This window comes from Pseudomonas sp. TWR3-1-1, assembly GCF_049896545.1.
GTDB classification, from domain to species: domain Bacteria; phylum Pseudomonadota; class Gammaproteobacteria; order Pseudomonadales; family Pseudomonadaceae; genus Aquipseudomonas; species Aquipseudomonas weihenstephanensis.
On the sequence record NZ_JAFCUO010000009.1, the window covers coordinates 163,449 to 180,759 of the forward strand.

Sequence of the window (17,311 nt, forward strand, 5' to 3'; positions counted from 1 at the left end):
CGGAGTGTTTATGGTAGTCAAGGTCCTGGTGGTGGATGATTCGGGTTTTTTCCGCCGCCGCGTCTCGGAAATTCTGTCGGCTGATCCGACGATCCAGGTGATCGGCACTGCCACTAATGGCAAAGAGGCGATTGATCAGGCGCTGGCGCTCAAGCCCGATGTGATCACCATGGACTACGAAATGCCGATGATGGACGGCATCACTGCCGTGCGTCACATCATGCAGAAGTGTCCGACCCCGGTGTTGATGTTTTCTTCACTGACCCACGAAGGTGCCCGCGTCACGCTGGATGCACTGGACGCAGGGGCCGTGGACTTTTTGCCGAAAAACTTCGAAGACATTTCGCGCAACCCCGATAAGGTCAAACAGTTGCTGTGCGAGAAGGTGCACACCATTTCGCGCAGCAACCGCCGTTTTTCCAGCGCACCGCAGCCCTCGGCGCAACCTTCAGTGGCGCCTTCGCGGCCCGCGGTCAGCGGTTTTGCACCTGCCGCCACGGCGCCTGCGCCAACCCCGGCACGCACCACGCCGATTGCCAGTCGCAGTGCGCCTGCGGCCGCGCCGTCTTCACCGGCGCCAAAACGTAAAGCCTACAAGCTGGTGGCGATTGGTACATCAACCGGTGGCCCGGTGGCCTTGCAGCGCGTGTTGACGCAACTGCCGGGCAACTTCCCGGCGCCTATCGTGCTGGTGCAGCACATGCCAGCGGCCTTTACCAAGGCGTTTGCCGAGCGATTGGACAAGCTGTGCCGCATCAGTGTCAAAGAAGCTGAAGACGGCGACATTCTGCGTCCGGGCCTGGCCCTGCTGGCGCCGGGTGGCAAGCAAATGATGATCGACGGCCGTGGCACGGTGAGAATTCTGCCGGGCGACGAGCGTTTGAACTACAAGCCGTGTGTGGATATCACCTTCGGTTCTGCGGCCAAGTCTTACGGCGACAAAGTGTTGGCAGTGGTGTTGACCGGCATGGGCGCAGACGGCCGCGAAGGCGCGCGTCTGCTCAAGCAGGGCGGCAGCAGTGTCTGGGCGCAAGACGAAGCCAGTTGTGTGATTTACGGCATGCCCATGGCCATCGTCAAAGCCAACCTGGCGGACGCGGTGTACAGCCTGGATGACATCGGCAAGCACTTGGTTGAGGCGTGTCACTGATGGATGTACTGAGCCTGATCGGCATCATCATGGCCTTTGTGGCCATCATCGGCGGTAACTACCTCGAAGGCGGCCACCTGGGCGCGTTGGCCAATGGTCCGGCCGCGTTGATCGTGATCGGTGGCACCGTGGGTGCCGCGTTGTTGCAGTCGCCCATGAGCGCCTTCAAACGCGCCATGCAAACCGTGATCTGGATTTTCTTTCCGCCCCATATCGACCTGGCTGGCGGCGTTGACCGCGTGGTCAACTGGAGCCTGACGGCGCGCAAGGAAGGCTTGCTCGGCCTGGAAGGCGTGGCCGACGCAGAACCCGACGACTACTCGCGCAAAGGCTTGCAATTGCTGGTCGATGGCGCGGAGCCGGAGGCGATCCGCAGCATTCTTGAAGTCGATTTCATGACTCAGGAAAGCCGCGACATCGAAGCCGCCAAGGTGTTTGAAAGCATGGGTGGCTACGCGCCGACCATTGGCATCATCGGCGCCGTGATGGGTTTGATCCACGTGATGGGCAACCTGGCTGACCCCAGCCAGTTGGGCAGCGGCATTGCCGTGGCGTTCGTCGCCACCATTTATGGCGTGGCCAGTGCCAACCTGATTCTGTTGCCGATCGCCAGCAAGCTGAAGTCGATTGCCATGCGCCAGTCGCGTTACCGCGAAATGTTGCTCGAAGGCATATTGTCGATTGCCGAGGGCGAGAACCCGCGCTCCATTGAGTTGAAGCTTCAGGGCTTCATGGATTAATGGAGAGTTTGCGCTATGTCCCGTCGCCGTCGGCAGCCTGAAGAACACGTCAATCACGAACGCTGGCTGGTGTCCTACGCGGACTTCATCACCTTGCTGTTCGCGTTTTTCGTGGTCATGTACTCGATCTCTTCGATCAACGAAGGCAAATACAAGATCATCTCCCAGGCGCTGGTGGGGGTGTTCAACGATGCCGAACGCACCATGAAACCGATTCCGGTCGGTGATGAGCGGCCGTTGACCACCAAGCCTGCCGAGCCGCTGGTCAAAGACAGCGACCAGACCGACGCAGGCATTGGTCAAATCACCAGCGACCCGCTGAAAACCATCGCCGATGACATCACCAACGCGTTTGGCGATTTGATTGCGTCCAATCAGTTGACGGTGCGTGGCAATGAGTTGTGGGTTGAGATCGAACTCAATTCCAGCTTGTTGTTTGGCAGTGGTGACGCGATGCCCAGTGACGTGGCCTTCAACATCATCGACAAAGTGGCGACGATCCTTAAGCCGTTCGACAACCCGATTCACGTTGAAGGTTTCACCGATGATTTGCCGATTCGCACGGCGCAGTACCCCACTAACTGGGAGCTGTCCTCGGCGCGCTCGTCGAGCATCGTGCGCATGCTGGCCATGCAAGGGGTCAACCCGGCGCGCATGGCATCGGTCGGCTACGGCGAGTTTCAGCCGGTGGCCAATAACGCCACGCCAGAAGGCCGGGCGCTGAACCGGCGCGTGGTGTTGGTGGTGTCGCGCAACCTCGATGTGCGCCGCAGTCTGACCGGCACCGGCTCTGCGCATGCCACCCCGGATGCGGCGTTGAAGCGTGCTGGCACACAAACTGCACCGCCGGTGACAAAGCCGCCGGTTCGGGCGAATGCCGTCAATTCTCCGTCGCCGGCCCTATAACTGAATGTCAATTCTCGGCCAAGCGGTCATGCCGCCGGGAGGAACACGCTAATGAGAGTCTGGGCAGTAGCCAATCAAAAAGGTGGTGTCGGTAAGACCACCACCTCCATCGCTCTGGCCGGTTTGCTGGCCGAGGCGGGCAAGCGCGTGGTTGTGGTCGATCTGGACCCCCACGGCTCCATGACCAGTTACTTTGGTTACGACCCCGATACGCTTGAGCACAGCAACTACGACTTGTTCTTGCACAAGGGCCAGGTGCCAGAAGGCATGCCCGCCCAATTGTTGCTGGCCACCAGTAACGAGCGTATCTCGTTGCTGCCTTCGAGCACGGCGTTGGCCACCCTTGAGCGCCAGTCGCCGGGGCAGAGTGGCCTGGGGCTGGTGATTGCCCGTGCGCTGGCGCAACTGTGGCAAGACTACGATTACGCGATCATCGACAGCCCGCCGTTGCTGGGCGTGTTGATGGTTAACGCCTTGGCGGCGAGCCAGCAGTTGGTGATCCCGGTGCAAACCGAGCACTTGGCGGTCAAGGGGCTGGAGCGCATGGTCAACACCCTGGCGATGATCAACCGCTCGCGCAAACAAGAGTTGCCGTACAGCATCGTGCCGACCTTGTTTGACCGGCGTACCCAAGCGTCCATGAGCACCTTGCGGGTGTTGCGTGACCTGTATCCCGAAACGATTTGGCAGGGTTATATCCCGGTCGATACACGTTTGCGTGACGCCAGCCGCGCCGGTCTTGCGCCGTCGCAGTTCGACCCTAAAAGCCGGGGTGTGGTGGCGTATCGCGCCTTGCTCAAGCATTTGCTGAGCCGCCAACTTGCACCGCAGGTGGCGTGAGGTGGGTGTGCATTCAAGTATCAAAGTTGTGCGGCCGATAACCTCTACAGGTCTCGGGTGTGAAGGCTGGGCGTGGGCCACTCTATGAAGCAACCTGTATTGATACCGACGCGCCCGCAATTGGCGTTGCAGTCCTACCTCGACGGCCTGTTGCAAGAGGCTACCGAGGAGCTATTGGCGGCTGAGCCTGAACCGGTCATGCCGTTGCTCATGCCAGAGGTTGAAACCGTCGCGCTGGACGATTTTGCGGCGGCGGTGCTGGAAGAGCAGGTGCGCGACGCGGCGGTGCCTGCACCCGCACCCGCAGTGGTGGTGCCCATTCGTGCCCCGGCAGCGCTGGCGGTTGAGTTGCCTGAGGGGGTGCAGGTCGAGCAAGCATTGGCCCGGCCATTGGTCGATGTGCATTTGCCGACGGCGCCCGGTGGGCGTTTGCCTGCCCTCAGTGATGGTCGCCCGGCGTGGGCAGCCGAACCGTTCGAATGCTTGTTGTTCGATGTGGCGGGCCTGACGCTGGCCGTGCCGCTGGTGTGCCTGGGGTCGATTTATTCGCTGGCCGGGCGTGAGCTGACGCCGCTATTCGGTCAACCGGAATGGTTCCTGGGGATCTTGCCGAGCCAGAGTGGCAACCTCAAGGTGCTCGACACCGCACGCTGGGTCATGCCCGACCGTTACCGCGATGACTTTCGCGAAGGGCTGCAATACGTTATTTCGGTTCAGGGCTATGAATGGGGCCTGGCAGTGCATCAAGTCAGCCGTTCGCTGCGTCTGGACCCCAACGAAATCAAATGGCGCACCCAGCGTGGGCAGCGTCCCTGGTTGGCGGGCACGGTGATTGAACACATGTGCGCGCTGCTGGACGTAGCGGAGCTGGCCGAGTTGATCGCCAGCGGTGCGGTCAAGCATATGGCCAAAGCTGTACCCGCGCCGCAGGCGTAAACAGACAAAACAAACGGCCGGGCCAATGGCGCGGTCAGACAGCACACACACCGTTTTAGCGGTATTTAGTCAGGGGTTTGGGGTATGAATCAGTCAAGTGCAAAGGGTTCCGAAGATCCGATCCTGCAATGGGTCACCTTCAAGCTGGACAACGAGTCTTACGGCATTAACGTGATGCAGGTACAGGAAGTGCTGCGCTACACCGAAATCGCCCCGGTTCCGGGTGCGCCTTCCTACGTGCTGGGCATCATCAACCTGCGTGGCAACGTGGTAACGGTGATCGATACCCGTCAGCGCTTTGGCTTGATGAACGCTGAAATCACAGACAACAGTCGCATCGTGATTATCGAAGCCGACAAACAGGTGGTTGGCATTTTGGTCGACAGCGTGGCGGAAGTGGTTTATCTGCGTCAGTCCGAGATCGAAACCGCGCCGAATGTGGGCAACGAAGAATCCGCCAAGTTTATCCAGGGCGTGTGCAACAAGAACGGCGAGCTGCTGATTCTGGTTGAGCTGGACAAAATGATGAGCGAAGAAGAATGGTCGGATCTGGAGAACATCTGATTGATGCTTGAGGTGGCGGTAATAGTCCTGGGCCTGCTCTGGGTGCTGACGGTTTGGATGTTCGTGTCCTACGTACGCAGCCAGCGCTTGATTGCGGCGCAGCAGGCAGCGGGCGATGCGCTGCGCGATCAGCGCATCAAAGAGCTGGGTCGACGGTTGGACACCTACCAGAACGGCAGCGTGCAAATGGGTGAAGACCTGCACGAGTTGCGCGCGGTGGTGGCGCCGCTGCCTGAAAAACTCACGCAACTGGAACAGCGCGACCCGACCAGCCTGTCGTTCTCCCAGGCAGCGCGCCTGGTTGGCATGGGTGCCAGCATCGACGAATTGACCGAGTCCTGTGGCCTGACCCAGGCTGAGGCCGAGTTGATGAGCAAGATGCACAAAGGCTGAGTTTTTAGCCTGTAACTGCGTAAACGGATCACGTGAAAAGGGCCACTGCAACCTGTGTTGCAGTGGCCCTTTTTGTTGCGTGCGGTTTTAGCCGGCGGCAGTGGGTGCGCGGGCTGCGCGCTCTTTCAAGGCGTGCAGTTGCGCGCCCGGTTGTTGAATGATCTGTTTAAACCAGACCGTAAATAGCTCGGGTTGACTGGCCAGTTGAGCGTTCAGGGTTTCTAGGTCTATCCATTTCCAGGCGCACGCCTCGTTGGGGTCAGGTCGCGGCTCAGCCTCATATCGCCCTACATAGACGTAATCGAATTCATGCTCGATCAACTCGTTGGACACCCGTGCGTGATAGGTCAATGTGCCCACTTTGAGGAGTGGACATTCGAAACCCATCTCCTCCTGGAGCCGACGTCGCGCTGCGTTGACCGTCAGTTCCCCCGGCCGTGGATGACCACAACAGGTATTCGTCCACAGACCGCCGGAATGGTATTTGCCCTCAGCCCTTTGTTGCAGCAGCAATTGGCCTGACTGATTGAACACAAAAATGGAGAAGGCCCGGTGTAACAGGCCGCGTTGGTGCACGTCCAATTTAAAGCCGGTGCCCACCTTGCGATTTTGTTCATTCACTAGAATCAGTGATTCTTCAGGGGGGAGTGTCATGGGAGGACGCCTTTCGCACTGATGATTTGGCCCGCCAAGCAGACAAGCAGGCCATGCCCGCTATGCGCATGACTATAGACGGGTGAAAGAGTGCATAGGGCGATGCGACTTGATGCATGACCTTGAGCTGAAGTTCCCTGGCGAACGTGTTGTGGTTAGAGAGTGTGTAGAACATGCCGACATAGGCCATCAAGAATCGCTTGAAAAGAGTGCGCTGGCCTTCGACGCGCGAGTGACGCAGGTCTTCAACTTCAGCCATGTCCCAAGGCGTGCGCGAGACGCGTGCCAGTTTTTTTTGCAGTGCCCGTGCGGGCAGCCCTTGAGTGAGGTGCTCACGTAAAACCTTGACGTGACTGGCGCACATCGTCAGGCCTTGGGCAAAGTATGGATTGAGGTTGCAAAAGGCGGCCCCCACCACCAATAACCCGTCCGGGAAGTGGCTCATTTTTTCATAGTGGCGCCAAGTGCTGCCCCCAAATCTAAAGTTTGAGAGTTCAGACACCGGAACGGCTCGAGCGATGAAGTCACTGATATCGGGCTGCGCGAGTGCGCCGATAAAGGCCTTGTAGGTGGTCACGTCATGTGTGGGGTTGGACTCAAAGCAGCCGGCTGCCGAAACGAGCCATATGTCCTTTTCAATCGGAAACAGCAGCCCTACATCGTGCTTGTTACTGCCCTGGTCCCAGATCATGACCGCTTTTGTGTCGACGACGCCTGTGCAACGGTAAAGCTGCGATGAATAGTGGGTGTGCTTTTTCAGGGTGCTGATTTGCACGTCACCCAAGCCATGGGCCTTTAGCCACTGCGGTGTTTTAGTGCCAAAGCCGCTGCAGTCCACCACTAATTCGCAGCGCAGTGCTTCCTCAACCCCATCTCGACTGAGCGTGACCCCTTCAACGCGGGTGCCATTGCAGATCAAGCCGCTCACCCTGGTATGGCGGCTGACGGTAACGCGCGGGTTACTGAGGATGCGTTGGCGCAAGGTTTTGTCCAGCAGTGAGCGACTGAACACCGTGGATGTAAGCCCGCTGAGGTAGGGGACTTTCCATTCGCCGCCCTGAAACCAGCGTAGATCGCGGCCCAGATTGAGCGGCACGCCGCCCTCAGCATTCAGGGCATGTGAAATGCCGGGGAAGATACTTTCAATGATGTCCATGCCCTGTTTAAGCACCAGATGCAGATGGTGCTCTTGAGGGACGCCTTTTCGGGGCGCCGTCGTGGCGTCAAATTGATCCTTTTCCAGGATCACCACCTCACTGAAGTGTTCTGACAGCACTTGTGCCACGAGGCAACCTGACAGGCTGCCGCCAATCACCACGGCTTTTTTCACTGGGCTTTGTTCCCTTAATGGGGGCAAGGTGAGCCCCATGTTCAAGCACTGCCTGTGCAAACAATGGCCCGACTGTAACGGGCGCCACCCGGGCACGCCACTGTCAGAAGTGACAGTAGTGCAAAGTGCGCAGCGGGATAATAATCAGCGCGAGGCGGCTTTTAACAGGGTCGTTCAGGGGCCAGTGAATGAGTGATAGTCAGCGTTCGACATGACGCGTCATTTGAGTCAATGCCCTGAAAAGAGGGCACTGTATAGCGTGTTCTTTTGAATGTTGAATGCGCCGGTTTATTAGAACCGCGCGCATCACTCATGACGGGAGTTCAATGAGGGTTGGACTAATGGCGGTTCCCCTTGCACCGATAGTTCCCGGTGACGCAAGCCATTGACGTTGAGATCGTGCTCGGCGCGGATGTAAGCCCTGGCTATATCTACCGGTTGTGCAGGGATCGTGAACGGATGGTGGGCGAGCCAGGCTTGGCCATAACGATTACAGATGAGGCGCCAGGCAGTGTGATCCATTTGTCATTCTTGCCCCGCTGATTTCAAATCACGCCCACCTTCGAACTCAGTTATCTACTGACGCTGGAGGCTGAACAATATGTATGGTCTGAAGTCATTAAACTGACGCACACGATTGCCCCCCCGAAGCCGAAGGCTCGTGCTGACCCTGTGACGTTAATTATCGCGGCGTTACATCCCGTTCTACCGGCTGCGCATCCGGATCAAATCCCGCCGGGAACTTGCCCTTCAACTGCCAGGCAAAAGCAATGATCTCGGCCAGCGTTCGGTAAAGCTCCTGGGGGATGCTGTCACCCAGTTCCATGCGCGCTAACAGTTTCACCAACTCGGCGTTTTCATAGATCGGCACGTCGTACTCGCGGGCGAGTTTGAGAATGGCTTCGGCCAATTCATCGTCGCCTTTGGCCGTGAGGGTGGGAGCCTGTTGGCCGTCATATTTGAGGGCAATCGCCTGGCGCGGCGGGGGAGTGGGCGTTTTCATGCGGTTTCGTCGACCCAGCGTTGTTCCAGTGGGCTATGGCCACCTTGCGGCGGTGTGCCCTGGTGGCAATCGAGATCGGTCACACTCAGCCCGGCGTCTTTCAGACGCTGGCGCAGGTGAACCAGTTGGCTTGCGATCAGTTCGGCGGTGTAGGCGTGTCGGGCCCAGAGCTGGCCCGACAGGTTGCCGCGCAGCAATTGCGCCTGCACATGCAGCGGCCCCAGAGGCGTGAGGTCGAAGGCCAGTTCCACGCGCCAAAGTGGGTCTTTGAGTTCGCGGCTTTCGCGCTTGTCTTCGGGGTCTTTTTCGGGCGGGTCTTCGCGTTGGAACTTCACTTGCAGCGGGACGATGTCGTGGGCGTTGCGCATCGGGATTTCCAGCTGCCAGGTGGTCAACAGCCCGCCGTCGGGGGTGCGCCCGCTTTGCTCAAGGCTGGACAGTTGATGGCTCTGTAAGCGCGAGATAGCGGCGGCGGCGAGCTTGAGCAGGCTTTGCAGGCTGTCTTCACCTTCGCCGTTGTGCGGGGTGCGCGTGGGCAGCGGGAAGCCAGTCGGCTGTGGTTTGGCGCTGACTTGCCCCAGCATGCCCAGCGCGTTGCGCACGAACGTCGGCATGGCTTGCGCCTGAGCACTGGCAGCCGCGCCAGGGTTGAGGCTGGTATTGGCGGGTACGCCGGGCAAAATGTGCGCGATCAATCGCAATAAAGTGGCCTTCATGTCTGGCGCCAACGCTTGCGGTTGACCGCCCAGCAGTTTGGCCTCCAGAAACGCGCCGCTATTGAGCAGGGCGTCGCTCAACCCTTTGGGGGTGCCCAGTTGGGCGGGGGTAGGCAAACCGGCCAATAGCGAATCGATTGATGCGCGTAACTCGGCAGGCATGCGGGTGCTAGACGGCAGGTTTTGCAGGGCGTTCAACAGCCCTTCCAGCGAGCCTTGGCGGCTTTGTTGTGTGACCAATTGTTGCGCGATAGCCAGTTGATCCTGGCGCCCGCTCAGGGGCACGAAGTTGAGGCTTTGCGCACCTTGCACTTGTGCCGTCAGCAGGCTGCCCAGGCGCAAGGGTTGTGGGCTGTCGAGCGCCAGGGTGCTGCCACTCAGAGCGGTATTGAGCAGGGTGACCAGCGAGCGATACACCGCCGGTTGCCCCGCAGGTTGTGGCAACACCTGGGTCGTTAGCACCTTGCCTTGCAACAACGTGCCCAAGGGCAACTGCTGAGTGTCGAGGCGGGTGAGGGTGGCGACACTGCTGCTCAACGCCTGCTGCACGCTGATGGCCAGGTTGCCAGCGCTGGGCTGGGTCACGGCCAGTTGCGTACCCAGTGGCAGCGGGAAATTGCTGTTGGCTTGCACGTTGGTTTGGCGCCCGCCGGCCAGGGTCAGCTTGAGCAGCAATTGAAACGCCTGGTCATCTTGCTTGAGCGATAACACTTCAGCCTTGGCACTTTGGCCGGGGCTGATCAAGCCGTCGAGGGGTTGTAATAACTTGAGCAGCTCACCCCCGACCACGCCGGAGCGTGCACCGTTTGGTGCCGTTGGCAGGAGCGGGGGAATATTCATGTCGCCTTTCATCGTTACAACCTGTCGAAATTGCCCTCTTTAGAGTAGGACATGGCATGTATAATGCCGCCCCGTCGTTCAGAGGGCAGCAAAACATTACGAATGTTTGATCCAGCTCGCTGAATCAGGCCGCAAATGCATTTATCCTGCATCACTTTAACGGCCACGCCCGCGCCGACTTGAACCGTGAAGGCCTCAATTACGTGACCAGCCCTCTTCTAGAAGCCGTAGCGCTCGCCTGTGAGCGTGACTGGCGGATGTTGTTCGAAAACCTCGAATTGCGTCTGGCCAGCGGTGACATGCTGCAAATCAGCGGCCCCAACGGCAGCGGCAAAACCAGCCTGCTGCGTTTGTTGGCGGGCCTGATGCAGCCGACGGCGGGTGAAATACGCCTAAACGGCGAGCCTTTAAGCCAACAGCGCACTGAGCTGGCCAACACGCTGCTGTGGATTGGGCATGCGGCGGGCATCAAAGACCTGCTCAGCGCCGAAGAAAACCTCAGTTGGTTGTGTGCGCTGCATCGTCCGGCGTCGCGCGAGGCCATTTGGGCCGCGCTGGCAGCCGTGGGCCTCAAAGGTTTTGAAGACGTGCCGTGTCACACCTTGTCGGCGGGGCAGCAGCGACGTGTGGCCCTGGCTCGCCTGTATCTGGACAGCCCGGCGCTGTGGATTCTTGACGAGCCCTTTACCGCGCTCGATAAACAAGGCGTAGCGCAGCTGGAAGAGCACCTGGCCCGTCATTGCGAACAGGGCGGCATGGTGGTGCTCACCACGCATCACACCTTGACCCGCGTGCCTGGCGGTTATCGCGATATTGATTTGGGGCGTTGGGCTGTATGAGTGTGTTTGCCGTGTTGCTGGCGCGTGAGGCGCGTTTATTGTTTCGTCGTCCGGCCGAGTTGGCCAACCCGCTGGTGTTCTTCGCGATCGTGATTGCAATGTTCCCGCTGGCAGTCGGTCCTGAAACTCAATTGTTGCAAACCTTGTCTCCGGGGCTGCTGTGGGTGGCCGCCCTTTTATCGGTTTTGCTCTCGCTGGACGGGCTTTTCCGCAGTGATTTCGAGGACGGATCGCTGGAGCAGTGGGTCCTTTCGTCGCACCCCCTTGCTCTACTGGTGTTGGCCAAAGTGCTGGCACACTGGGCGTTTTCCGGGCTGGCGCTGGTGATTCTGTCACCGTTGCTGGCATTAATGCTGGGGCTACCGGTGGCGTGTCTGCCGGTGTTGCTGATGTCGTTGCTGCTTGGCACGCCGGTACTGAGCTTGCTCGGTGCCGTGGGTGCTGCATTGACGGTGGGTCTCAAGCGCGGCGGCCTGTTGCTCGCCTTGTTGATTCTGCCCCTCTACATCCCGGTGCTGATCCTGGGCAGTGGTGCCTTGCAGGCGGCGCTTATGGGGATGCCCGCGACCGGTTATTTGCTCTGGCTGGGTAGCCTGACCGCCCTGGCAGTAACCCTTACACCGTTTGCTATAGCCGCCGGCCTGAAAATCAGCGTCGGCGAATAATGAGGTCTGGCCATTCATTGGCCAGTAAAGACCCTGGTTGGCATGACACTCACCCTGTCGTGACCGGCACCGTGATGGAAACAGCGTGATGAACTGGACTTGGTTTCACAAACTCGGCTCGCCCAAATGGTTCTATGCCATCAGTGGCCGCCTGCTGCCGTGGTTGAGCATTGCCGCCGTATTGCTGATTGTCAGCGGGGTGGTCTGGGGCCTGGCGTTTGCGCCACCGGACTACCAGCAGGGCAACAGTTTTCGGATCATTTATATCCATGTGCCTGCCGCGATGCTGGCGCAGTCCTGCTACGTGATGCTGGCGGTCTGCGGCGTCGTAGGGCTGGTGTGGAAGATGAAAATCGCCGACGTGGCACTGCAAGCCGCCGCACCGATTGGCGCGTGGATGACCGCCGTGGCGCTGGTCACTGGCGCCGTCTGGGGCAAACCGACCTGGGGGTCGTGGTGGGTGTGGGATGCGCGCCTGACCTCGATGCTGATTCTGCTGTTTCTGTATTTCGGCCTGATCGCGTTGGGCAATGCCATTACCAACCGTGACAGCGCGGCCAAGGCTTGCGCCGTGCTGGCGATTGTCGGCGTGATCAATATCCCGATCATCAAATACTCGGTGGAGTGGTGGAACACCCTGCACCAGGGGGCAACGTTCACCCTGACTGAAAAACCGGCCATGCCAATGGAAATGTGGCTGCCGCTGCTGCTCACGGTGGCGGGGTTTTATTGCTTTTTTGGCGCCGTGCTGCTGCTGCGCATGCGGCTTGAGGTGCTAAAACGCGAGGCCCGCAGCAGTTGGGTCAAAGCTGAGGTGCTCAAAGCACTGGAGGGTGCGCGATGAGTTTTGCTTCTTTTGGCGACTTTATCGCCATGGGCCATCACGCGGTGTATGTCTGGACCTCTTATGGCATTTGCCTGGCGGTCCTGGCGTTGAACGTGGCGCTGCCGGTCCTGGCGCGTCGGCGTTATCTGCAACAAGAGGCGCGTCGTTTGCGCCGGGAGAACACGAAGTGAATCCGCTGCGTAAAAAACGTTTGATCATCATCCTGGCGATTCTGGTCGGTGCCGGGGCTGCCGTGGCATTGGCCTTGAGCGCCTTGCAGCAGAACATCAACCTGTTTTACACCCCGACCCAGATCGCCAACGGCGAAGCGCCGGTCGACACGCGCATTCGTGCCGGTGGCATGGTGCAAGACGGCTCGCTCAAGCGCAGCGGCGACTCGCTGGACGTCGAGTTTGTGGTCACCGACTTCAATAAAGCGGTGACCATTCAATACCGCGGCATTCTGCCGGACCTGTTCCGCGAAGGGCAGGGGATCGTTGCGCTGGGCAAACTCAACGCCCAGGGCGTGGTAGTGGCGGACGAAGTGCTGGCCAAGCACGACGAAAAATACATGCCGCCTGAAGTCACCAAGGCGTTGAAAGAGAGCGGCCAATCCGCGCCTGCACCGGGTAATTCTGCACCGGCCAAAGAGGTTAAGTGATGACGTTTGGATTGTTTATCCCGGAATTGGGCCAGTTGGCCATGATTCTGGCGCTGTGCATTGCCATTGTGCAGGCCATCGTGCCGTTGCTCGGGGCCTGGCGTGGCGACAAATTATGGATGAGCCTGGCGCAACCGGCCGCCTGGGGCCAGTTCGCCTTTCTGCTGTTTGCGTTCGGTTGCCTGACCTGGTCGTTCATGGCCGATGACTTCTCGGTGGCCTATGTGGCCAGTAACTCCAACAGTGCGCTGCCGTGGTACTACAAATTCAGCGCGGTGTGGGGTGCCCACGAAGGCTCGCTGCTGTTGTGGGCCATGATTCTGGGCGGCTGGACCTTCGCCGTGTCGATCTTCTCGCGCCAATTGCCGCAGGTGATGCTGGCGCGGGTGTTGTCGATCATGGGCATGATCAGCGTCGGCTTCCTGCTGTTCCTGATCTTGACGTCCAACCCGTTTGCGCGGCTATTGCCGCAGATTCCGGCCAATGGCAACGACCTTAATCCGCTGTTGCAAGACATCGGCCTGATCGTTCACCCGCCGATGCTGTACATGGGTTATGTGGGTTTCTCGGTGGCATTTGCGTTTGCCATTGCCGCCTTGCTCGGCGGGCGTCTTGATGCCGCGTGGGCGCGCTGGTCGCGTCCGTGGACCATCGTGGCCTGGGCCTTCCTCGGTATCGGCATCACGCTGGGCTCGTGGTGGGCCTATTACGAGCTTGGCTGGGGCGGCTGGTGGTTCTGGGACCCGGTTGAAAACGCATCCTTCATGCCTTGGCTGGTGGGCACGGCGCTGATTCACTCGTTGGCGGTGACAGAAAAACGCGGTGTGTTCAAAAGCTGGACCGTATTGCTGGCCATTGCAGCGTTTTCGTTGAGCCTGCTGGGCACCTTCCTGGTGCGTTCGGGCGTATTGACCTCAGTGCACGCGTTTGCCTCTGACCCTGAGCGCGGCGTGTTCATCCTGATTTTCCTGCTGTTTGTGGTGGGCGGTTCGCTGACGCTGTTTGCATTGCGCGCCCCGGTGGTGAAAAGCCACGTCGGATTCAACCTGTGGTCGCGTGAAACCTTGCTGCTGGGCAACAACCTGATTCTGGTGGTCGCCGCTTCGATGATTTTGCTGGGCACGTTGTACCCGCTGATTCTGGACGCCATCAGTGGCGCCAAAATGTCGGTGGGGCCGCCGTACTTCAACGCGCTGTTTATCCCGCTGATGGCGTTGCTGATGGTGGTGATGGCGGTGGGTGTGCTGGTGCGCTGGAAAGACACCCCGGTTAAATGGCTGTTGGGCATGCTGACCCCGGTGCTGCTGGGCAGTGCCGCATTGTCGGCGATTGCTGGCGTGGCTTACGGCGACTTTAACTGGGCGGTCTTGACCACCTTTATGCTGGCCGCCTGGGTGCTGCTGGCCGGGGTGCGCGATATCGGCGACAAAACCCGTCACAAAGGTCTGGTCAAAGGCCTGCGCAGCCTGACCCGCAGCTACTGGGGCATGCAAATTGCCCACCTGGGCATAGCGGTGTGCGCGGTAGGCGTGGTGTTGTCGAGTCAGAACAGTGCCGAGCGCGACCTGCGCCTGGCGCCGGGCGAGTCGATGGAGCTGGGCGGTTATCACTTCATCTTTGAGGGGGCCAAGCACTACCAGGGGCCGAACTTTACGTCAGACAAAGGCACCGTGCGCGTGGTGCGCAATGGCAAGGAAGTCAGCGTGCTGCACCCTGAAAAACGTCTGTACACGGTGCAAAGTTCGATGATGACGGAAGCGGGCATCGATGCCGGTTTCACCCGCGACTTGTATGTGGCGCTCGGCGAACCGTTGGGCGACGGTGCCTGGGCCGTTCGTGTACACGTTAAGCCGTTTGTGCGCTGGATCTGGTTTGGTGGGTTGCTGACGGGCTTTGGCGGGTTACTGGCCGCGATGGACCGTCGTTACCGGGTCAAAGTAAAAACCCGTGTGCGTGACGCGCTGGGCATGACAGGAGCTGCGGCATGAGACGTTGGTTGATGCTGATTCCACTGGCGGTGTTCTTGGGCATGGCGTGGTTTCTTTACAAGGGCTTGTACCTGGACCCGACCGAATTGCCGTCGGCCATGATCGACAAACCATTCCCGGCCTTTAGCCTGCCGTCGGTGGAGGGTGACAAGACCCTGACCGAGGCCGACCTCAAGGGCAAGCCGGCTTTGGTCAACGTGTGGGCGACCTGGTGCATTTCGTGCCGGGTCGAGCACCCGGTGCTGACCAAACTGGCCGAGCAGGGCGTGGTGATCTACGGCGTCAATTACAAAGACGACAACGGCGACGCAAAAAAATGGCTCAAGGATTTTCACAACCCGTATCAGTTGGACATCGACGATGCTGACGGCTCGCTGGGCTTGAACCTGGGCGTATACGGTGCCCCTGAAACGTTCATCATCGACAGCCAGGGCGTGATTCGTCACAAGTTCGTGGGCGTGATCGATGAAACCGTGTGGCGTGAACAACTGGCGGGCAAGTACCAGACGCTGGTTGACGAGGCCCAACCATGAAGCGCTGGTTAACCGCGATCGCCTTTGGCCTGACCCTCACGGGCGTGGCCCATGCTGCCATCGACACGTACGAGTTTAAAAATGACGCCGAGCGTGACCGTTTTCGTGATCTGACCAAAGAGCTGCGCTGCCCAAAATGTCAGAACCAGGACATTGCCGACTCCAACGCGCCGATTGCCACTGACCTGCGCCGCGAGATTTTCCGCATGCTGGGTGAAGGCAAGGATAACCAGCAGATCATCGACTTTATGGTCGACCGTTACGGTGATTTCGTGCGTTACAAACCGGCGCTGACCGGCAAAACCGCCATTCTGTGGTTCGGCCCGCTGGGCTTGCTGGTCGGTGGTCTGGTAGTGATTGGCGTGATCGTGGGCCGCCGTCGCAGCCAACGCGCCACACAGGTAGACACCCTTTCTGCCGAGGAGCGTCAGCGCCTCGACACTTTGCTGGATAAAACCAAAGATGATTGATTTCTGGCTTGCAGCCGGTTTGCTGCTACTGATCGCCCTCAGCTTTATCTTGATCCCGGTGTTGCGCGCCCGTCGCGCCCAGCGTGAGGAAGACCGCACCGCACTGAACGTGGCCCTGTATCAGGAACGCGTGGCTGAGCTGTTGGCTCAGCGTGAAGACGGTGTATTGACCGACGCCCAACTTGAAACCGGGCGTGCGGAAGCGGCGCGCGAACTGTTGGCCGACACCGAAGGCGCCGCCCCGGCGCGGGTGTCCAGCCTCGGTAAAGCCGTGCCGTTGCTGGCTGCCGTCATGGTGCCGGTGCTGGGCCTGGGGCTTTATTTGCACTACGGTGCGAGCGACAAAGTAGAGCTGACCCGCGAATTCTCTCAGCCGCCGCAATCGCTTGAAGAAATGGTCGCGCGGCTGGAGCGTGCGGCCGCCGCACAGCCTGAGTCGGCTGAAGGTTTGTACTTTCTGGGGCGCGCTTACATGGCGCAAAACCGACCGGCAGACGCCGCCAAGGTGTTCGAAAAAACCGTTGCGCTGGCTGGTCGTCAACCTGAGCTGCTGGGCCAATGGGCGCAGGCGCAGTATTTTGCGGACAACAAACAGTGGAGCGCCACCACGCAAGCGCTGACCGATGAAGCCCTCAAGGCCGACCCTAAAGAAGTCACCAGCCTGGGGCTGCTGGGCATCGCAGCGTTCGAGGCCAAGCGTTATCAGCAAGCTATCGGCTACTGGCAGCGGCTGATGAACGAACTGCCTGAAGGCGACGCGTCCCGCGCAGCGCTCGAAGGCGGCATCGAAAAAGCCCGTGAGCAATTGCAGGCCAATGGGGTCCAGGTTGAGGCTGCGCCTGTGGCCAAGGCTCAGGCATCGATCAAGGTCAGTGTCGATCTGGCGGACGCGGTGAAAGCCAGTGTATTGCCGACCGACAGCGTGTTCATTTTCGCCCGTGCCGTGACCGGGCCACCGGCGCCGTTGGCGGTCAAGCGCGTAACCGTGGCCGACTTGCCCATCACGGTTGAACTGGCGGACAGCGACGCGATGATGCCGCAATTGAAACTGTCGAACTTTCCTGAAGTCCAACTGGTTGCACGCATCTCCCGTGCTGGCCAGCCGACTGCTGGCGAATGGGCAGGGCGCAGCAAACCGCTGTCCAGCAGCACCACAGCGCTGCAACAGCTGACCATCGACAGCCCGGATAAATAACCGGTCAATACTGTCCCGTACAGGCGCGAGCAAACGCGCGCCTGTACGCGATTAACGACAAG

Annotated in this window: 20 protein-coding genes; 16 read left to right on the plus strand and 4 right to left on the minus strand. The window is 59.7% G+C overall.

Features of this window, described 5'->3' with window-relative positions; all coding sequences use genetic code 11:
- The first annotated feature begins 10 nt into the window (after positions 1 to 10).
- The 7 genes from ACP7A4_RS18785 to ACP7A4_RS18815 all read left to right on the plus strand — a co-directional run bounded on the left by ACP7A4_RS18785 (position 11) and on the right by ACP7A4_RS18815 (position 5,529).
- Positions 11 to 1,150 (plus strand): protein-glutamate methylesterase/protein-glutamine glutaminase, encoded by a 1,140-nt coding sequence (locus ACP7A4_RS18785; RefSeq protein WP_203302443.1) that lies wholly within the window; start codon positions 11 to 13, stop codon positions 1,148 to 1,150.
- Positions 1,150 to 1,890: a flagellar motor protein gene (locus tag ACP7A4_RS18790; protein ID WP_048366263.1), complete on the plus strand. Its 741-nt coding sequence runs from the start codon at positions 1,150 to 1,152 to the stop codon at positions 1,888 to 1,890. The genes ACP7A4_RS18785 and ACP7A4_RS18790 overlap by 1 nt, the downstream gene beginning before the upstream one ends.
- A gap of 15 nt (positions 1,891 to 1,905) precedes the next feature.
- Entirely contained in the window at positions 1,906 to 2,796 is an 891-nt protein-coding gene (motD, locus tag ACP7A4_RS18795; RefSeq protein ID WP_203302444.1) for a flagellar motor protein MotD, read from the plus strand.
- Positions 2,797 to 2,847: 51 nt separating this feature from the next.
- Entirely contained in the window at positions 2,848 to 3,636 is a 789-nt protein-coding gene (locus tag ACP7A4_RS18800; RefSeq protein WP_048366265.1) for a ParA family protein, read from the plus strand.
- 84 nt (positions 3,637 to 3,720) lie between these two features.
- Complete coding sequence (locus ACP7A4_RS18805; RefSeq protein WP_059763017.1) at positions 3,721 to 4,572, plus strand: CheW domain-containing protein; 852 nt, start codon at positions 3,721 to 3,723, stop codon at positions 4,570 to 4,572.
- Between the two features lie 84 nt (positions 4,573 to 4,656).
- A complete protein-coding gene (locus ACP7A4_RS18810; RefSeq protein WP_048366267.1) occupies positions 4,657 to 5,136 on the plus strand; it encodes a chemotaxis protein CheW in 480 nt (159 codons plus the stop codon).
- Positions 5,137 to 5,529: a DUF2802 domain-containing protein gene (locus tag ACP7A4_RS18815; RefSeq protein WP_048366268.1), complete on the plus strand. Its 393-nt coding sequence runs from the start codon at positions 5,137 to 5,139 to the stop codon at positions 5,527 to 5,529.
- 87 nt (positions 5,530 to 5,616) lie between these two features.
- Here the strand turns inward: ACP7A4_RS18815 and idi are convergent, their stop codons facing one another.
- From idi to ACP7A4_RS18835, 4 genes are all read right to left on the minus strand, one after another.
- Complete coding sequence (gene idi, locus ACP7A4_RS18820; RefSeq protein WP_203302445.1) at positions 5,617 to 6,183, minus strand: isopentenyl-diphosphate Delta-isomerase; 567 nt, start codon at positions 6,181 to 6,183, stop codon at positions 5,617 to 5,619.
- Entirely contained in the window at positions 6,167 to 7,513 is a 1,347-nt protein-coding gene (locus ACP7A4_RS18825) for an FAD-dependent oxidoreductase (protein ID WP_059763015.1), read from the minus strand. The genes idi and ACP7A4_RS18825 overlap by 17 nt, the downstream gene beginning before the upstream one ends.
- Positions 7,514 to 8,195: 682 nt before the next feature.
- The gene (locus tag ACP7A4_RS18830; RefSeq protein WP_048366270.1) at positions 8,196 to 8,516 is read right to left on the minus strand and encodes an EscU/YscU/HrcU family type III secretion system export apparatus switch protein; all 321 of its coding nucleotides are present in this window, start codon (positions 8,514 to 8,516) and stop codon (positions 8,196 to 8,198) included.
- Positions 8,513 to 10,084 (minus strand): flagellar hook-length control protein FliK, encoded by a 1,572-nt coding sequence (locus tag ACP7A4_RS18835; RefSeq protein ID WP_426247933.1) that lies wholly within the window; start codon positions 10,082 to 10,084, stop codon positions 8,513 to 8,515. The genes ACP7A4_RS18830 and ACP7A4_RS18835 overlap by 4 nt, the downstream gene beginning before the upstream one ends.
- Before the next feature lie 191 nt (positions 10,085 to 10,275).
- Between ACP7A4_RS18835 and ccmA the strand changes: the two genes are divergently transcribed.
- From ccmA to ccmI, 9 genes are all read left to right on the plus strand, one after another.
- Positions 10,276 to 10,911 carry a cytochrome c biogenesis heme-transporting ATPase CcmA gene (ccmA, locus tag ACP7A4_RS18840; protein ID WP_059763066.1) on the plus strand — a complete coding sequence of 212 codons (636 nt, stop codon included), beginning with the start codon at positions 10,276 to 10,278 and terminating at the stop codon, positions 10,909 to 10,911.
- Positions 10,908 to 11,576 (plus strand): heme exporter protein CcmB, encoded by a 669-nt coding sequence (gene ccmB, locus ACP7A4_RS18845; protein WP_048366272.1) that lies wholly within the window; start codon positions 10,908 to 10,910, stop codon positions 11,574 to 11,576. The genes ccmA and ccmB overlap by 4 nt, the downstream gene beginning before the upstream one ends.
- Positions 11,577 to 11,661: 85 nt before the next feature.
- Positions 11,662 to 12,420: a heme ABC transporter permease CcmC gene (locus tag ACP7A4_RS18850; protein WP_203307742.1), complete on the plus strand. Its 759-nt coding sequence runs from the start codon at positions 11,662 to 11,664 to the stop codon at positions 12,418 to 12,420.
- A complete protein-coding gene (gene ccmD / locus ACP7A4_RS18855) occupies positions 12,417 to 12,593 on the plus strand; it encodes a heme exporter protein CcmD (protein WP_048366274.1) in 177 nt (58 codons plus the stop codon). The genes ACP7A4_RS18850 and ccmD overlap by 4 nt, the downstream gene beginning before the upstream one ends.
- On the plus strand, positions 12,590 to 13,063 hold the full coding sequence (ccmE, locus tag ACP7A4_RS18860; RefSeq protein ID WP_426247934.1) for a cytochrome c maturation protein CcmE: 474 nt from the start codon (positions 12,590 to 12,592) through the stop codon (positions 13,061 to 13,063). The genes ccmD and ccmE overlap by 4 nt, the downstream gene beginning before the upstream one ends.
- Positions 13,063 to 15,051, plus strand: coding sequence for a heme lyase CcmF/NrfE family subunit (locus ACP7A4_RS18865; protein WP_059763011.1), 1,989 nt, complete (start codon positions 13,063 to 13,065; stop codon positions 15,049 to 15,051). The genes ccmE and ACP7A4_RS18865 overlap by 1 nt, the downstream gene beginning before the upstream one ends.
- Positions 15,048 to 15,584 carry a DsbE family thiol:disulfide interchange protein gene (locus tag ACP7A4_RS18870; RefSeq protein ID WP_426247935.1) on the plus strand — a complete coding sequence of 179 codons (537 nt, stop codon included), beginning with the start codon at positions 15,048 to 15,050 and terminating at the stop codon, positions 15,582 to 15,584. The genes ACP7A4_RS18865 and ACP7A4_RS18870 overlap by 4 nt, the downstream gene beginning before the upstream one ends.
- Positions 15,581 to 16,054: a cytochrome c-type biogenesis protein gene (locus tag ACP7A4_RS18875; RefSeq protein ID WP_059763009.1), complete on the plus strand. Its 474-nt coding sequence runs from the start codon at positions 15,581 to 15,583 to the stop codon at positions 16,052 to 16,054. Before ACP7A4_RS18870 ends, ACP7A4_RS18875 begins: the two co-directional genes overlap by 4 nt.
- Positions 16,047 to 17,249, plus strand: coding sequence for a c-type cytochrome biogenesis protein CcmI (ccmI, locus tag ACP7A4_RS18880; protein WP_059763008.1), 1,203 nt, complete (start codon positions 16,047 to 16,049; stop codon positions 17,247 to 17,249). The genes ACP7A4_RS18875 and ccmI overlap by 8 nt, the downstream gene beginning before the upstream one ends.
- Positions 17,250 to 17,311 lie beyond the last annotated feature (62 nt).

Coding starts and splice junctions, on each gene's coding strand:
- idi (WP_203302445.1), bottom strand. CDS start 6,183: ATGACACTCCCCCCTGAAGAATCACTGATTCTAGTGAATGAACAAAAT.
- ACP7A4_RS18865 (WP_059763011.1), top strand. CDS start 13,063: ATGACGTTTGGATTGTTTATCCCGGAATTGGGCCAGTTGGCCATGATT.
- ACP7A4_RS18800 (WP_048366265.1), top strand. CDS start 2,848: ATGAGAGTCTGGGCAGTAGCCAATCAAAAAGGTGGTGTCGGTAAGACC.
- ACP7A4_RS18875 (WP_059763009.1), top strand. CDS start 15,581: ATGAAGCGCTGGTTAACCGCGATCGCCTTTGGCCTGACCCTCACGGGC.
- ccmI (WP_059763008.1), top strand. CDS start 16,047: ATGATTGATTTCTGGCTTGCAGCCGGTTTGCTGCTACTGATCGCCCTC.
- motD (WP_203302444.1), top strand. CDS start 1,906: ATGTCCCGTCGCCGTCGGCAGCCTGAAGAACACGTCAATCACGAACGC.
- ACP7A4_RS18805 (WP_059763017.1), top strand. CDS start 3,721: ATGAAGCAACCTGTATTGATACCGACGCGCCCGCAATTGGCGTTGCAG.
- ACP7A4_RS18835 (WP_426247933.1), bottom strand. CDS start 10,084: ATGAAAGGCGACATGAATATTCCCCCGCTCCTGCCAACGGCACCAAAC.
- ACP7A4_RS18870 (WP_426247935.1), top strand. CDS start 15,048: ATGAGACGTTGGTTGATGCTGATTCCACTGGCGGTGTTCTTGGGCATG.
- ACP7A4_RS18785 (WP_203302443.1), top strand. CDS start 11: ATGGTAGTCAAGGTCCTGGTGGTGGATGATTCGGGTTTTTTCCGCCGC.
- ccmD (WP_048366274.1), top strand. CDS start 12,417: ATGAGTTTTGCTTCTTTTGGCGACTTTATCGCCATGGGCCATCACGCG.
- ACP7A4_RS18830 (WP_048366270.1), bottom strand. CDS start 8,516: ATGAAAACGCCCACTCCCCCGCCGCGCCAGGCGATTGCCCTCAAATAT.
- ACP7A4_RS18810 (WP_048366267.1), top strand. CDS start 4,657: ATGAATCAGTCAAGTGCAAAGGGTTCCGAAGATCCGATCCTGCAATGG.
- ACP7A4_RS18790 (WP_048366263.1), top strand. CDS start 1,150: ATGGATGTACTGAGCCTGATCGGCATCATCATGGCCTTTGTGGCCATC.
- ccmB (WP_048366272.1), top strand. CDS start 10,908: ATGAGTGTGTTTGCCGTGTTGCTGGCGCGTGAGGCGCGTTTATTGTTT.